The 15,925-nt window shown below is 60.6% G+C and carries 11 protein-coding genes and 1 pseudogene; 5 read left to right on the top strand and 7 right to left on the bottom strand.

Translation table 11 applies throughout. The features are described from left to right. Positions 1-41: 41 nt before the first annotated feature. The 3 genes and pseudogenes from Q8X48_RS29255 to Q8X48_RS29245 form a co-directional block, all read right to left on the bottom strand. A pseudogene (locus Q8X48_RS29255) lies at positions 42-155 on the bottom strand (alpha/beta fold hydrolase); the annotation flags it as partial. Positions 156-332: 177 nt separating this feature from the next. Continuing rightward, positions 333-1,121 carry an SDR family NAD(P)-dependent oxidoreductase gene (locus tag Q8X48_RS29250; protein WP_407801975.1) on the bottom strand — a complete coding sequence of 263 codons (789 nt, stop codon included), beginning with the start codon at positions 1,119-1,121 and terminating at the stop codon, positions 333-335. A 52-nt stretch (positions 1,122-1,173) separates the two neighbouring features. Next, the gene (locus tag Q8X48_RS29245) at positions 1,174-2,274 is read right to left on the bottom strand and encodes an alkene reductase (RefSeq protein ID WP_407801976.1); all 1,101 of its coding nucleotides are present in this window, start codon (positions 2,272-2,274) and stop codon (positions 1,174-1,176) included. A 149-nt stretch (positions 2,275-2,423) separates the two neighbouring features. Here Q8X48_RS29245 and Q8X48_RS29240 point away from each other — a divergent pair, with 149 nt between their 5' ends. After that, positions 2,424-3,011, top strand: coding sequence for a TetR/AcrR family transcriptional regulator (locus tag Q8X48_RS29240; protein WP_407801977.1), 588 nt, complete (start codon positions 2,424-2,426; stop codon positions 3,009-3,011). A 210-nt stretch (positions 3,012-3,221) separates the two neighbouring features. Beyond that, positions 3,222-4,658, top strand: coding sequence for an IS1182 family transposase (locus Q8X48_RS29235; protein WP_407801978.1), 1,437 nt, complete (start codon positions 3,222-3,224; stop codon positions 4,656-4,658). Positions 4,659-4,991: 333 nt separating this feature from the next. Here Q8X48_RS29235 and Q8X48_RS29230 read toward each other — a convergent pair whose 3' ends face one another. Then, positions 4,992-8,378, bottom strand: a complete 3,387-nt coding sequence (locus Q8X48_RS29230; RefSeq protein ID WP_407801979.1) for an Ig-like domain-containing protein — start codon at positions 8,376-8,378, stop codon at positions 4,992-4,994. 528 nt (positions 8,379-8,906) lie between these two features. Here Q8X48_RS29230 and Q8X48_RS29225 point away from each other — a divergent pair. Both Q8X48_RS29225 and Q8X48_RS29220 read left to right on the top strand, forming a co-directional pair. Further along, positions 8,907-10,361: a DUF1254 domain-containing protein gene (locus Q8X48_RS29225; protein ID WP_407801980.1), complete on the top strand. Its 1,455-nt coding sequence runs from the start codon at positions 8,907-8,909 to the stop codon at positions 10,359-10,361. A gap of 48 nt (positions 10,362-10,409) precedes the next feature. After that, positions 10,410-11,903 carry a DUF1254 domain-containing protein gene (locus tag Q8X48_RS29220; RefSeq protein ID WP_407801981.1) on the top strand — a complete coding sequence of 498 codons (1,494 nt, stop codon included), beginning with the start codon at positions 10,410-10,412 and terminating at the stop codon, positions 11,901-11,903. A 321-nt stretch (positions 11,904-12,224) separates the two neighbouring features. Here the strand turns inward: Q8X48_RS29220 and Q8X48_RS29215 are convergent, their stop codons facing one another. The 3 genes from Q8X48_RS29215 to Q8X48_RS29205 form a co-directional block, all read right to left on the bottom strand. Then, entirely contained in the window at positions 12,225-13,097 is an 873-nt protein-coding gene (locus Q8X48_RS29215) for a class I SAM-dependent methyltransferase (RefSeq protein WP_407801982.1), read from the bottom strand. A gap of 66 nt (positions 13,098-13,163) precedes the next feature. Next, positions 13,164-14,009 carry an alpha/beta fold hydrolase gene (locus Q8X48_RS29210; protein WP_407801983.1) on the bottom strand — a complete coding sequence of 282 codons (846 nt, stop codon included), beginning with the start codon at positions 14,007-14,009 and terminating at the stop codon, positions 13,164-13,166. Between the two features lie 190 nt (positions 14,010-14,199). After that, on the bottom strand, positions 14,200-15,093 hold the full coding sequence (locus Q8X48_RS29205) for an NAD(P)/FAD-dependent oxidoreductase (protein ID WP_407801984.1): 894 nt from the start codon (positions 15,091-15,093) through the stop codon (positions 14,200-14,202). 107 nt (positions 15,094-15,200) lie between these two features. Between Q8X48_RS29205 and Q8X48_RS29200 the strand changes: the two genes are divergently transcribed. Then, positions 15,201-15,848, top strand: a complete 648-nt coding sequence (locus Q8X48_RS29200) for a TetR/AcrR family transcriptional regulator (protein ID WP_407801985.1) — start codon at positions 15,201-15,203, stop codon at positions 15,846-15,848. Positions 15,849-15,925 lie beyond the last annotated feature (77 nt).

Raw genomic sequence — 15,925 nt, 5'->3', positions numbered from 1 at the left:
GAGGGTGGGCGGGACGTTTTCGGTGTTGATGTGCCGCGTTGTCAGGCATCGAGGAATGCCAGTGCCTTGCCCACGAAGTCAGCGTAGTTCTGGAAAATTCCGCCGTGCCCGGCATCTTCATAAATAACCAACTGTGCGTTCGGGACGCGGGTGGCGAAGGGAATGCCGTTGACCGTGATCGACTGGTTCGCCGCGTTGATGAACGACGTCTGCGAACCCGAGGGGGTATTCGTCTTCGTTGGATTCATTTCTACTCCGCACAGCGAGCCTGACTCGATGCAGTGTCTGGCGCGCCTGCATCGAATCCGGCGCGAATGCTCGCTACCAAAAGATCACTGTCGGGTTTGGTAGCGCTGGGCAACCGCAGCCTGGCGGATTTGCCCCAGCAAGCCCTGACGTGCGCTCTGCAGGTCATCCCAGCGTTCAGCTTCGTGCAGCGGCGGGATCGTCACCGGTTCACGACGATCGAAACCGACCAGTGCGGCATCCACCAGATCGTCCACTTCCATGATTTCGTTCAAGGTGTTGATGTCGACGCCGGAGCGATCCCAGATCTCCGTGCGGGTGGCGGCCGGCAGCACGGCCTGCACGTAGACGCCCTGAGGCGAAAGTTCCAGGCTCAGGCCCTGGGAAAGGAACAGCACAAATGCCTTGGTCGCACCGTAGACCGACATGCCGAACTCCGGAGCAAGACCCACCACCGAACCGATATTGATGATCGCGCCTTCGCCTGCCTTGGCCAGGCGTGGGGCGATGGCACTGGCCAGGCGCACCAGCGCTGTGGTGTTGAGGGCAACCAGTTGCGCGACGCTGTCGGTGCTTTGGTCGATAAAGTGACCGGACAGCGCGGCGCCGGCGTTATTGACGAGGATGCCGATACGGGCGTCGTCGCGCAGGCGGCTTTCAACGGTTGTCAGATCGCCGAGTTGGGTCAGGTCCGCCGCAATCACCTCGATGGTGACGCCGTGTGCGTTGCGCAATCGGGCTGCAAGTGCGTCCAGACGTGCCTGGTCTCGGGCGACCAATACCAGATCGTGGCCGCGTTGCGCGAAGCGCTCGGCGTAGACGGCGCCAATGCCGGTGGAGGCGCCGGTGATGAGAACAGCGGGACGAGTGCTCATGGGTTATCTCTCTTTGAGGATGTGTTAAACAGAAAGCGTGATCACTGATTGCTCAGCTTGCGGGGGCGCTCGATTCAGCCAACGTCGGGTAGTCGATGTAGCCTGCTGCACCACCGCCATAGAGCGTGGCGGGATTGAGAGCGGACAACGGCGCGCCGCTTTTGAGGCGCTCTACCAGATCCGGATTGCCAATGAACGGGCGACCGAATGCGATCAGATCGGCCTGGTCTTCGGCGAGCCTTGAAGTCGCCAGGTCCAGGTCGTAGCCGTTGTTGGCGATGTAGGTGTTTTTGAAGCGCTTGCGCAGGGCGCCGAAATCGAATGGCGCCACGTCACGCGGACCACCGGTCGCGCCTTCGACCATGTGCAGATAAACCACGCCGAGGGCGTCGAGTTGCTCCACGACGTAATCGAATTGCGCCTGCGGATCACTGCTGGATACGCCATTGGCCGGCGACACCGGAGACAAGCGCACACCCGTGCGATCCGCACCGATCTCATTGACGACCGCCGCCGTCACTTCGAGCAATAGACGCGCTCGATTTTCAATTGAACCGCCGTAAGCATCAGTACGCACATTGGCGCTGTCCTTGAGGAATTGATCCAGCAAATAGCCGTTTGCACCGTGAATCTCCACTCCGTCGAATCCGGCAGCGACAGCGTTTGCCGCGGCGTGGCGGAAATCGGAGACGATCCCCGACAGCTCACTGATGTCCAGCGCGCGCGGCTCGGAGACGTCTTCAAAGCGGTTGTTGACGAATACTTTGGTGGCAGCGCGCAGCGCAGAAGGGGCCACGGGTGCGGCGCCGTTTTCTTGCAGATCAACGTGCGACACGCGGCCGACATGCCACAGTTGCAGAAAGATCTTTCCGCCCTTGGCATGGACGGCATCGGTCACTGTGCGCCAGCCGTCAATCTGCGCCTGTGTGTAGATCCCGGGGGTGTCCTGATAGCCCTGGCCCTGCCGGGAAATCTGCGTGGCTTCGCTGATCAGCAAGCCTGCGCTGGCGCGTTGGCTGTAATAAGTGGCCGCGAACTCGCTGGGGACAAAGCCTTGACCGGCGCGGTTACGTGTCAGCGGCGCCAGGACGATGCGGTTCGACAGCGTGAGGGCGCCAAGCGTGTAAGGGGTGAACAGATTCTGATCGGTCATCTGGTATTTCTTCCGTGCCCGTTGATGGAGATCGGTGGTGTGTGCAATTAGGATGATGATCTTAATCTAAACTGTCAACGGCTTTGATTATGATCAGCATCTATGTATGCTTGGCCGCATGATTTCCCAGTGAACATGAGGTATTGCACGTGAGAGTGACCAAGGCCCAGGCGCAGGCCAATCGAGAACACATCGTCGAGACGGCATCCAGGCTGTTCCGTGAGCGTGGCTTTGACGGCGTGGGTGTATCGGATCTCATGGCGGCTGCCGGCTTCACCCACGGAGGTTTCTACAAGCATTTCGGTTCGAAGGCCGCCCTGATGGCCGAAGCCTCTGCCTGCAGTCTTGCCAAGTCGCTGGCAGGTGCCAAAGCGCTCGACGTTCCCGGCTTCATCGACGTCTATGTGACGAGGGAACACCGGGACGGACGCGACAGCGGTTGCACCATGGCCGCGTTGTGTGGCGACGCGGCGCGTCAATCGGATGATTTGAAAACGACGTTTGCCGAAGGGATCGAATACACCCTGCAAACGCTGGGGGAGAGATATCCAACGGGGCCGGATGCCTCGGAGGGAGAGGGGAGAAAGAAAATGATCGACCTGCTGTCACGTGCTGTCGGCGCGATTATTTTGTCGCGAGCTTGCCCGGATGATTCCTCGCTGGCGGATGAGATCCTTGAAGTGTGCCGCGCTGAAATGTTTGCTTCGTTGCCGAACGATGATGTGGAAGCGGTTTAGAAGGGCGGATTATTCAAAGCGTGGTTTTCGGTTGAAGTTCGATTTTATGCTTGGACCAGAACGTCAATTTGGGGTCGAAAGTTGCGGCTCACGAATGACGGCGTTTGGCCGATTGTGGTCTGTCGCGATGGGCTGAAACCGACCCAGGCTGTGTGAAAACGCCAGTGTTTGTCTAACCTTCTGATCGTCTAGATCGTATTGGGGGCGATCATGAAGCGATTCATTGAAGGTGAGGCGCGGACGCAAGTCACGTTGCTGCCTGAGTGCTTGGACGATTACGTAGCCGAAGAAAATCCAGTGCGAGTGGTCGACGTTTTCGTCGATGAACTCGACCTGTGTGCACTTGGATTTGAAGGTGTTGATCCTGCTGCAACGGGGCGTCCGGCCTACCATCCAGCGATCTTGCTGAAGATCTATATCTACGGCTACCTGAATCGGATTCAGTCCAGCCGCCGGCTGGAACGGGAGGCCGAGCGCAATGTCGAGTTGATGTGGCTCACGGGGCGTTTGGCTCCGGACTTCAAAACCATTGCCGACTTTCGCAAAGACAACGGCAAAGCCATTCGCAGCGTCTGTCGGCAATTCGTAGTGCTTTGCCGCAACCTCGACCTCTTCTCCCAATCAATCATTGCCATCGATGGCAGCAAATTCAAAGCCGTCAATAATCGCGACCGTAACTTCACCCAGGGCAAAGTGAAGGCACGCATGCAGCAGATCGAACAGAGCATTGACCGTTATCTGGCGGCGATGGATTCGGCGGATCGGGCAACCCCCGAAGTAGCCGAGGCGAAGGCCGAGCGGTTGAAAGAAAAGATAGAAACGCTGAAAAAGCAAATGCAGAAACTCAAGGACATCGAGGCGCAGCTTCACGACAGTCCAGACCAGCAAATCTCTCTTACCGATCCAGATGCACGCTCAATGGCCACGAGCGGCCGAGGTACCGGAACGGTTGGCTATAACGTACAAACAGCCGTCGACGACAAGCACCATCTGATCATTGCCCATGAGGTGACCAACGTTGGCAATGACCGGACGCAACTCAGCAATATGGCGAACCAGGCGCGTGAAGAGATCGGCGCTGAGTCGCTGACGGTGGTCGCCGACCGAGGCTATTACAAAGGGTTGGAAATCCTTGCCTGCGAGCAGGCGGGTATCACCACCTTCGTACCGAAACCCCTGACATCAGGCAGCAAAGCCGAAGGCCGATTTGGTAAGCAGGACTTCATCTACGTTGCTACATCGGACGAGTATCGATGCCCTGCGGGGCAGTTACTGACCAGGCGGCATTCGTCGATGGAAGACGGCATGTTATTGCATTGTTACTACTTCTCTGGCTGCCAATCCTGCTCAATACAAAAGCAATGTACGACGGGTAAGGAGCGCCGGATAAAGCGCTGGGAACATGAAGCCGTAGTCGATGCGATGCAGGCTCGGCTGGATCATGATCCAACGATGATGAGGCGTCGCCGGCAGACCGTTGAACATCCTTTTGGAACGCTCAAATACTGGATGGGGAGTACCCACTTCCTGACCAAAACCCTGCCGAGGGTAAGCACCGAGATGAGCCTTCATGTGCTCGCCTACAACCTCAAGCGAATGATGAGCATCTTCGGCATCGCAGGATTGCTTGAAGCGATCAGGGCGTGAATCCAGCCGCGTGATCGGCCGTGATCGGCGATTTGGGCCGCTGGCGCGGCCCAAACCGCATTTACGAACACCCATGTAACTGACTAGGGCAATTCGCTCTTCCGTCTGCTGTTTCGCAGGCAACGCACGCAACTCTCCGCTATCGACGTACTCAGTGCGTTTTCACACAGCCTGGACCCATAGCGGTCATTGTCCGCCAGCGATGGGAAGGTCTAGCTCTGAGCTACGGCTTGAAATATCGGTCTTCTTGAGATTTACAACCAGGTAAGTTGTCAATGTGCTTTAGCGACGAGGGCCTCAGGGAGGCCCTCGTCGCTAAAGCCAGGTTGAAACTCAGTTCTTCACGACCGGCACCGTCACGGTTTTGCCGAAGGCCGACTTGATGGTCGCTGTCGGGGCAGCCGACGGGCCGCTGCCGACGGTTGTCACCGCTATATTCCAGCGCGCGCCTGTCGGCGTAATGGTCAGGGTGGCGGTGCCAAGGTTCGCCGTGCCGGTTGTGGTCGTGGCCGTCGCCGTGATGCTATTGCCCGTGCCACGGGAGGTGGTGCCGGACAGGACCCAATACCAGCGGCTGTTGCTGCGGGCGGTGACGGTGGCGCTGGTCACGATCAGGTTCTCGACGACCGCTGCCGAGACCGCCACGGACACCGTTGCCGGTGCCGATTCCGCGTTCCTGGCATCGCTGGCCCTATAGGAGAAGGTCGCGGTGAACGGCGCGGGGACCGTGGCCGGTGGTGTGTAGATCACGCGCAGACCGTCGGTGCTGACCACGCCCTTGCCGGAGTCCGGTTGCTCCAGTCCCACCACTTTGAGTGGCACGTTACCGTCAGGGTCGCTGTCGTTGGCCAGCACGTTGATGATCACCGGTTGGCCGGTGTTGCTGATGGCGCTGTCGGGGTTGGCAATCGGTTTTTGGTTATCGCCGTCCTCTTCACGTCTATCGCCAGTGCGGAAGGTCGGCAGCGCAGCGGAATTGACGTAGGTGACGCCGTCCCATCCGGGCAGGGGGGTTGGCATCAACTGGAACTGGCCGGGGTGCTCGACATCCCAGCGCAGCAGCATGGAGGTGTCCTCGTGCTGGGTGTTGTGGCAGTGCTCCAGGTAGGTCCCGGCAAACTCGCGGAAGCGGATCGCAATGTCCACGGCCTCCGTACTGTCGATGCCTTCGCCGATGAGATAGACGTCCTTGCGCGCCCATTTTTCCCATTCCGGCGGCGCCTTGCCGTCACGGTTAAGAATGACGCCTTCTTCGAAATGCACGTGCACCGGGTGGCTCCAGCCGTTGCCGCCGTTCCTGATTTTCCACACTTCCAGGGTGCCGTCGCCGGAGAATCCGGCAGGGGTCGGACCGGTGGCCAGTTGCGGAGCGGCGCTGATGATTCGAGGGTCCATCTGGAAGCCCAGACCGCCGTCGGTCTTGATGGTCCAGGGTTCTTCGTCGGTACCGTCGGAACGGCCGAAGATGAACTCGCGATGCCGCGCGGCGTTGAGCTTGGCCTGCACCGCCGGGTCGTCACGGTTGAGGGGCAGCGTGATCATGCTTTTACCCGTCGGCTTGCCCGGCTTGGCGGGTTCGAAGTCGGCGGGGTTCATGCTCACGTCCTGGCCGGCATAAGGCTGGACCACCATCTGCATGAACTTGCCCACCGCCGGGTCGCCGTTCTCCCATTGCAAGCCGTTACTGCCCAGCTTGAGCACCGCCTTGTACTTGCCGGACAGGACATCGGCCAGGCTCAGCGGCAGACTTTCCGGCCCCTTGCCGTCGTGGTGCTCCATCAGGTTGACGAAGTACAGCTTGTCGCCGGTCCTGATCCCGTATTTCGAGAAGTTGACGATAATGTCGAAACGCTCGGCGATACCCATGGAGGGCAGGATGGCGTTGTGGTCCTGCAGGTCGCCGTCAGCGTCCAGATCCATACTGCCGTCGAACGGCACGGCGTGTTCCATGATGTTGCCGTCGTTGGCGATCAAGTGGAACGGCACGCGGGTGTAAGACAGGCCGGAACCTGTGGGGCCAGGGAATTCGCCACCGGTGCCGATGATTTCACGCACCAGTGCGATCCTGAAGAAACGTGACACCGAGCCGTTGAGGATGCGGAAGCGATAGCTGCGCGCGCGCACATTCAGGCGCGGCTGGTACTGCCAGTTGACCAGCATCTGGTCACCGAGAAAACCATCGGTGTTGAAGGGGTTGAACCACAGTTGGCCGTTCTGATCCCAGGCCTTGTCGGCCACAACCAGGTTCACATCGTAGTCGCGGTTGCCCCAGGGCAAGGCCGAGCCGCTGGGCAGACGCAGATTGACGCCGTCTACAAACGCTTCGTTACCGCGATCCAGGGCGCTGTAGTAGTTCATCATCGTCGCGCTGCCCTTGTAGACGTTCTGCGCGGTGAAATCGAGCATGTGGTCGTGGAACCAGTGGGTGCTCATGGTTTCGCGCCAGTCGCCACGAATCTTGATGGTGCCGTTGTTGCAGGTCTTCAGGCCCGGCGTGGCATCGTTGACATACAAGGTTTCGCCCGGGGAACAGGGGAAAGCCGCGCGGGGATCCTGGGCGCTGGTGTTGATGCTGTCGTAACCGGCCAGCTGGATCGGCCAGCGATAGTCGTAGTACTGCCCCGGAAAGAAAAACGCATTGGCAAAGCCGTCGCTTTCGGCGGGGGAGTGGCCGTTGTGTTCGTGGGTGCTGAGGGTGTGCAGGCCAAACCCCATGTTGGCCGATGGATCGATCGGCAGGGCGTTGTAGTGACGCATCAGCACCGCTTGGCCGTAGCGCACCATCAACAGTTTTGGCGGAAAGGTACCGTCGAAGGTCCAGAGCGCCTTGTGATTCTGGATCGGCATGTTGGGGTGGAAACGCGTGTCGATGCCTTTGGTGGTGCCCGCGATGATCGGGTTGTCCGAGGTCTGGTTGTACAGTCCGCCTGGCCCGAACTCACCGACCGCATAGTTGTGCAATTGCCGACGGTCGCGCATGCCGCCGTTGAGCTTGGCGCCTGCTTGCGCGGTCTTGAAGGCGACCTGTGGGTAGAACTCGTTCCAGCGCTGGTGCGACCAGCCTTTTCCTGGCGGACGCCCCTCGGCCGGCGAGCCGACCGGATGGCGGTTGAGGAAGGCTTCGATCTGCGCTTTCCACGGGTTGCGGTCCAGCACGTTGGAAAACTGCGACGGAAACGGGTACAGCCCCGGCTGGCGCATGAAGGCTTCCAGCGCCGCGGCCGAAGGACCGCTGCGGGCGATGTTGTTCGGGTCCTGCACGGGCGCCGGGCCGACGGTCGGAGGCGGGAAGGTCAGGGTGGGCGGCGGCAGTGTCGGGTCGAGTTTTTCCGTGCCGAATTCTTCGAACAGCAGCAATTGCTGAGTGTACGGCTGGGCCCCGAACAACGGGCTGGGCTTGCCGTTGGTGGGGATCTTGAAGGAGGTCTGCAGGTTTGGCGGCAGCACGTTGTCGACCGTTGGCGTGGTGCGAGTGCCAAAAACGCCATTGGGCAGGGCAAAGGCGCCCGTGTTGGCGGGTGGCATGGCCTCTATGGCTTCCAGCGCGGCCTTGGGGTCGGCCGGCGGGTTGGTAAACGCCGAGGGGTCTGTCGGTGGTGGCGGGCCAAAATCATCCAGCGGCGCGGCATCTGCCATGGCCAAGGTAAGGAACATCGCACAGGGCAGGCTTGATTTGCGCAGTAAGCCGAAGGAGTCGAAAGATGGAGTCGCGCGTTTCATGTTTCACCCCACGCGTGATGTCCCGTCGTCTCAATAGCCGGGACGACAGCTGTTGCGGGTATCAGGGGGTGTGCAACTAATGAGCCACTACCCTGGGGCGAAGAAAAAGTTCAATGCAATTAACAGGCTGTTCCTGTGTGTTTTTAAGCCAGAGAAGGGAGAGTGGGGAATATTCCTCAGGTTTGGTGGTAAACGCTTGGCTGGGTGGGTGTAGTGCCCCATTTATGGAGAGAGTAACAGCCCGGTTTCACCGACCGTTTTTGGCAGGGGCTGCTGCCATGGGGCGACATGGATATGACTGGTCGAGAAAGGCCGCTTTTGGCCGATTGTTGCCTGTCGCGAAGGGCTGTATCCACCCCATAGCTGCCATTAAAGAAAGTAACGCTGACCTGGCAAAAAAAAGAAATCAGCGCCCCCTGGTCTTACGCCTTTCCTTTGTCGAATCAGATTCCTCTGCTAGATTTTCTGCCGATGTGTTTACTGCCAGAAACACGTTTAACGAAAACTCCCAAGCAAGGAAGCACCTTCATGAAAAAGCCCCCTCTTTTCACCCTTGGTCTGCTCGCGACGGCGATGTTGCTCGGCGCGACTGCCGTGCAGGCGCAGAGTGAGCCGGTGGCTCAGGTGTCCGGGCCTGAGGCCGATGTGAAGGTGACCGAAACCTATGTGCGCATGATGGCGCGCGAAGCCTATTTCTGGGGTTGGCCGATGGCCAACATCTATAACCGGCGGCTGAAGTTCAAGGATCTGCCGCAGGCCGGCCTGATGGGCGGCATCGTGCCCGTGGCGCCGATCAATCATCTGTCGATGCTCACCGATTACATCTCGCCGGGTGAACGCCTGGTGGCCTGCCCGAACCAGGATGTGGTCTACGGCGCCGGCAGCATTGCGCTGGATCTGGAGCCGGTGGTCTTGCAGGTACCGGATTTCGGCGACCGGTTCTGGGTGTATCAGGTGGTGGATCTGCGCTCCGACAGCTTCGCCGAACTGGGCAAGATGTACGGCACCAAACCCGGTTTCTATCTGCTGGTTGGCCCGGACTGGAACGGCAAGGTGCCGGAGGGCATCACCCAGGTTTTCCGCGCAAAGACCAACACCGGTTTCGTGATTCCACGGGTGTTCCAGGACGATACGACCGAGGATCGCAAGGCGATCCAGCAATACCTGTCCGGCATCGATATGTACCCGGTGTCCAAATACGACGGCAAACTCAAGCAGCGTGACTGGAGCAAGTCGCCAAAATTCCCGGCAGAAGCGGCCGGTGCCGAAGAAACCCGCTGGGTGCTCCCGGAAAAATTCTTCGATGAACTGCCGGCACTCCTGAAGGACGCCAAGCCATTGCCCGGCGAAGAAGCACGCTATGCGCAGTTGTCGGTACTGGCACAGATCGCCCAGCGTGATCCGGAGCTGAAAAAGGCCATGATCGACGAGGCGCAAAAGTCTGATGTCGAAGTGGTCAAACCGCTGTTGCAGTTCCGTAACTATGGCAAGCAGTTGCCCAATCACTGGAGCACCATCGACAACGGCGCAGCGTTCGGCACCGACTACTTCCTGCGCACGGCGGTGGCCCGCTCGAACATCTTCGTCAACAAGCAGATCGAGACCAAGTACTTTTACCAGGACCTGGATCAGTCCGGCACGCGCCTCAATGGCGGCCAGCGCTACAGCGTGACCTTCCCTAAAGATGCCTTGCCGCCGGTCAAGGGTTTCTGGTCGCTGACTTTGTATAACGAACAGCACTTCTTCGCAGATAACCCGCTGGGCCGTTATTCCCTGGGCACCAAGAACAAATCGCTCAAGCCCAATGCCGACGGCTCGCTGACGCTGTACGTGCAGAGCGAATCCCCGGGTGCCGACAAGGAAAGCAACTGGCTGCCCGCGCCCAAGGGCGCCGATTTCTCGCTGTACGTACGCGCCTATTGGCCTGAACCCGCCGCGCTGAACGGCCAGTGGACGCCGCCGGCGGTGGTCAAGCTCAACTGAAAACCATGCCATGTTTTATCTTCAAACTGCGTCACATAAGGACATCCCATGAGCAGCTTGCGTAACACCCTGACCGCCCTGGCAGTGGCGGTCTCCCTGAGCGGCGTCGCCGATGCCGCCACGCGTTACGAAGAGCTGGCCAACCAGCCCTTCGAAAACGGTTTCCCGACCGAGGCCACCGCACGCAGCATGATTGACGAGCTGATTTTCCAGCGCGCCGTGCAGTCGTATCTCTGGTCGTTGCCAGCCATCAACATCTGGTCGATGAAGGAAGCGTCGGAGAAACAATTCGGTGCCGGCTACAACATCCTGCCGACCTGGAAAAAACGCATCAACGCCAAGACGCTGGTGACCACGCCGAACTCCGACCTGGTCTACGCCATGAGCTATCTGGACCTGGCGAAGTACGGTCCGCTGGTGGTCGAAGCACCGCCCGGCGTGCAGGGCATGTTCGACGATTTCTTCCAGCGGCCGATTGTCGGTCCGACCATTGACGGCAAGACCTGGCGCGGCGACGTCGGCCTGGCCGGCCCCGACAAGGGCAAGGGCGGCACCTATGTACTGTTGCCGCCGGGCTACACCGGCCCGGAGCCCACCGAAGGTTTCGTCTACCGCTCGCGCACCAACAACGTGTTCCTGTTCTGGCGCACCTTCTTCAAGGACCCGAAAGACCTGAGCGTGCCGGTGGCCGAAGTCGAGCGCACGAAGATCTATCCGCTGGGCAAGAAGGATTCGGCGCTGCCAATGCAGTTCCCCGATGCCACCGGTGCCCCGATCAACATGCTGTTCCCCGAGGACGGCCGGTACTTCGATCTGCTGTCGCGCTTCATTGAAGCCGAAGCGGTCGACCCGGCGGACATGGACATGCGCGGCTTCCTGCACACCATCGGCATCGAAAAGGGCAAGGCCTTCGCCCCGGATGCCGAGCGGCGCAAGCTGCTGGATGACGCAGCGCGCACCGCGTTCAAGATGAGCAAGGTGGTCACCAGTCATCTGCTGATGAAAGAGCCGGGCGGCCTGTACTACACGGATCGCCAGTACGTGAACACCTTCGCCGGGGAAAACACCGAGTTCCAGTCCAGCGGCACATTCACCAACCTTGAACAGCGTGTGGCGTTCTTCACCTCTGCCTACTCGGACAGCCCGGGCATGGTGATGAACATGGTCGGCGCCGGCGCCAAGTATCCCGCCACCACCCGCGATGCCGACGGCAAGTTCCTCGACGGCGCCCAGACCTACAAGCTCAACCTGCCCGCCAATGTGCCGGCGGCGTTGTTCTGGTCGGTGACGGCCTACGACAACCTGACCGCCTCGGGTCTGGACAACGGCCAGCCGTTCCCGTCGCTCAACCAGATGGACAAACCGGCGCAGAACAGCGATGGCTCGACCGACATCTACTTCGGCCCTGAATCACCGGGTACGGGCAAGAACTGGATACGTACCGTGCCGGGCAAAGGCTTCCTGGTGATCGTGCGTTTGTATGGTCCCAAGCAAGCGTTTTTCGATCAGAGCTGGAAGCCCAGTGATTTGATCAAACAGTAACGATGAACTGCCTTGCCCCGTTGTGAAGCGGGGCAGGGCGAACCAGGGAGAGACTGCTGAGCGAAATTAGCCGGTGCGTTAACCGGCGCGACGATCAGTATCCATTTCCATTGTCCGATTTGAGGGGACTCAGACAGTTCAGTTTGCTTTACCAGTCGCTGAACAACGCCAGGTAATGACGTGATACTGATAGTCCGCAATTGGCCGATTTGGACCATTCGCGAGTGCTCGCTTTTGCCGGGGACGGATGACCAAGCCAAAAGTGGCATTAATCTGATCGGCCAAAGACGCTCGATCCACCGAGCGGGGCTTCTCACCCTGTTAATCCCTGTTAGCTGCCGTATTGAGTGCCATGACGATCCACGCCGCGCCGTTGATCATCACAGACCGCTCCCCGGGGAAGCCCGCGAAGGCTGTGCGAACCGCGGTCGAGGCACGGGCGCGGATGTCGTCAGGCTGATCAGCGAGCACAAGCGACAGCGGGCCACCCTCGAACGCCATCTTTACCGCGTCGTCGATCGCCGCGTCCCGCGTCCCGCCCTCGCCGAACGGGATGGAAGCATCGAAGGGCGTGATAGTGACATCGGTGAAGCCGGCTGCTGTCAGAATGCGTGCCACCCGCTCCTGGTCGCCGAACGAGAATGGGCCGGGCGCTTCGGGATCGGGTGGGGTGATCGGCGGGACGATCCCCTTGATCGCGCCCATCGGCAAGCGCACCCAATCGTTCTCGGCCATGCCGCGCCAGCAGACGAAAGCGACCCGCGCGCCCGGCTTGAGCGCACGGCGCATATTAGCGAACGCCGCCGTCGGATCGTCGAAGAACATCACTCCGAAGCGCGAGAACAGGATGTCGAACGCGCCCTCGGGCAATTCGGTGCTGCTGGCGTCGGCCACCTGGAACAGGGCCGGCGTATCCTGCGGCGTTAGCGCGCGCGCTCTGCTGATCAGCGGTTCGGATATATCCACGCCGAGCACATGGCCGCCCGCACCGACGCGGGCGGCCAGATCCAGAGTAGACGCCCCCGCGCCGCAGCCGACGTCCAGTACGCGTTCGCCCGTGGCGGGCGCGGCGGCTTCGATCGCGGCCTGGCCGAACACCGCCATCATGGCATCGAGCCGAGCCTGGTTGGCGACCCAGTACTCCCCGCTTTGACCATTCCAGTCGGCGACTGGATAGGCATTTTGCTCTTTCATGCTATCTCCTTGTTCTGATTCGTTTGTAACTGGCTACCCTTTAATCGAGGCAAGGGGGAAAGGACGCTACTTGGCCCATGCCGCGATCCGTTCCGCGATCGCCTCAGGGGCCTCGATGTGCAGGAAGTGACCGACGCCGGGGACGACCTCCATCGCGTGCGGGGCGGCGAACCGATGTCGGTCGTCGACCTGCGGGGGAAGGATGCAGCCGTCGTTGGCACCGTGAAGCTGCAACAGGGGCACCGCGATCGGCTGCGAAAGACGGCGCGTCGCCCCAAGCATGCCGGGGCGCAGCATTGCCCGGTAGTACTTTAGGGGCGCGGGCATGCTGGCCCGCAGGTGCTCGCGTAGCTCCGCCTGGAGAGCAGGATCGAGGGAGAGGCCGGGCGACCACTGACGCCAGAGGCGGTGGATGAGGGCGAAGTCGCGGGCTGTGACCATCCAGCCGCTTCCTGGCAGTTGAAAGAGCCCCATGTACCAGCTCCGGCGTAGCTGAGCGGGGTGCGTCAGCCGGCTCATGAACGTCAGTGGGTGAGGGATTGCGAGCGTGATCGCTCGTTCGATCCTCTCTGGTGCGGTGACGCAGGCATCATATGTAATCAGGGCGCCCCAATCGTGGCCAATCAACTCCACGGCTCGCCCCGGAGACCAGCGGTCGATCAGCGCGAGCACGTCGCTGGTGAGGGCTGCGAAGTCGAACGGCCCCGCGGTCGGGGACGGCGCGTAACCACGAAGCCAGGGGGCGACGACGCGACGTCCGCGGCGACCGAGCTCGGCAAGGAAGGGCTTCGCGGTCGGCGGATGGTCCGGGAACCCGTGCAAGACAAGCGTCGGTTGACCATCGGGATCGCCACACTGCAGCGCGTGAAAGGTGCCGTGTGGCAGGTCGAAGGTAACGTGTTCGAACTCCATGTGTGTCAGCCTTTTCCAGGAGTGGTCGGACGAGAGATGCTGGCTTCGGTGCCTCTGTTTTTGGACATGTGCGTCTCCTCAGGCACCGGGTGAACTGCGGGGGCAGCCGTCCAGTCGGTTTTCGTTGACACCGGCCCGCAACCTTCAGAGTCGGATAGCCCGCGGCAACCGGAGAAGGGAATCTGTGCTCTCAAACCAGCATCGACTGTTGGGCGAAGATACCCGCCATCGCGCCTTGCCATGATGCCGTGGTGACCGAGGCCATGAGGGGATTGGCGAGGTCGCCGGCGGCGTAGACGCCGGGCATGCTGGTTTCGCGGCGCTCGTCGACCTGTAGGGCGATGCCCAGGGGTGTGTCGACCGTCGCGAGGCCCAGTGATTCATGCAGGGGGGCGGACGGCTTGTTGCGCGGATGCGCGAACAGGATGTCGACCGCGACAGAACGGCCGGCGTCGAGCCTGACGGTGGCGTTATAGCTCTCGTCATGGTCGATTTCGGTGATCCAGCCATCGACGACAGGGATGCCGCGGCGCACCAGATCGGCCCGGATGTCGGGTGGAATGTCGTGACCATTGGCGAAGACCGTCAATGTGTCGGTCCAGTCGTGGTATAGCCTGACGTAGTTGTGCGACGGCGGGCCGGACCAGACGAGACCCCAATGCCGGCCGGCAACTTCAAAGCCGTCGCAATAGGGGCAGGGCACGATGGCGGTGCCCCAGCCTTCGGCAAAGCCGGGAACTTCAGGCATCTGGTCGGCGATGCCATAGCTCAGGATCAGGCGGCGCGCCTTGAGGCTTTCGCCATCGCCAGTGAGGACGGAGAAATCGTCGATGGCGCCGGAGATACTCTCGGCCCGGGCAGTGACCAGCCTGACCGTGGGATAGCGCGCCAGCTGCTGCCGCGCCTCGGCCAGGATCTCCAGCGGTGGCTTGTGGTCGTGGCCGAGCAGGCCATGCGAGTGGTCGGCGAAGCGATTGCGCGGCAGGCCGGTATCGAGAACGGTGACCTTGCGGCGGGCACGGCCGAGCTGCAGGGCGGCGGCAAGACCGGCAAAGCTGCCGCCTATGATGAGGACGTCATTCATGGTGATGGGCTCCGCGTTGTGGATGAAGGGAGATTGGCATGTACTTTTAAGATACTTTGAAGTACCCTAATTCATGAATTAGAATACTGTCAAGTACTGGAATTTTTATGACCGAAAACAGCCAGGGCCGGCGAGGCCGGCCCGCTAACGAGACGCTTGGTCAAACAATCGTCGACGCCGCGTGCGAACTTTTTGTGGAGTTGGGTTTTCAAGCGACGACCATGGACAAGGTCGCCCAGCGGGCGAAGATCTCCAAGCTAAGCATCTATCGGCACTTCGAGAACAAGGAGGCGCTGTTCAGCGCGGCCATCGCGGCCCACTGCCAGCAGTTTGCACCACAGGCTCTTTTTGAAGGCTTCGACGGTTCGGCCGAAGATCAGCTCATGGCGGTGGGATCAACCCTGCTTCGCACCCTGTTGAGCCCGGACGTGCGCAGTGTCGAAGCCATGATCATGGCCGACAAGACGAATCAAAAGTCGTTAAGCAAGCGCCAATACGAAGCCGGCCCCGCCTATGTCATCGCCCAAATCGAGGCCCTGTTGTGTCAGTTGCACGCGAAAGCGGTTTTGAACGTGCCTGATCCTCTCCAGTCCGCCCGCTTGTTTGCCGCGCTTTTCAAAGGGTCCGATCTCTTGATTATCGCGCGCTTCGATGAGGCGAGAGCAGAGGACGACAACGAAATCGAATCCTATTGCCGGTCGGCCGTCGCCATGTTCATCGCCGCGCACGGTGGCAATGACCACGCGGGCGAATAAGCATTTGATTGCTCCGGGCAGCTTGGCCTGGGGCGTCGTCCAGACGCTTCGTCATATTGGGCTGGCGCGCGCCAATA

It is taken from the genome of Pseudomonas sp. QLc11A (assembly GCF_052112305.1).
Lineage (GTDB): Bacteria > Pseudomonadota > Gammaproteobacteria > Pseudomonadales > Pseudomonadaceae > Aquipseudomonas > Aquipseudomonas laurylsulfatiphila.
Note: the sequence above shows the minus strand (reverse complement) of the source record. Positions and strands in the feature narration are given on the sequence as shown.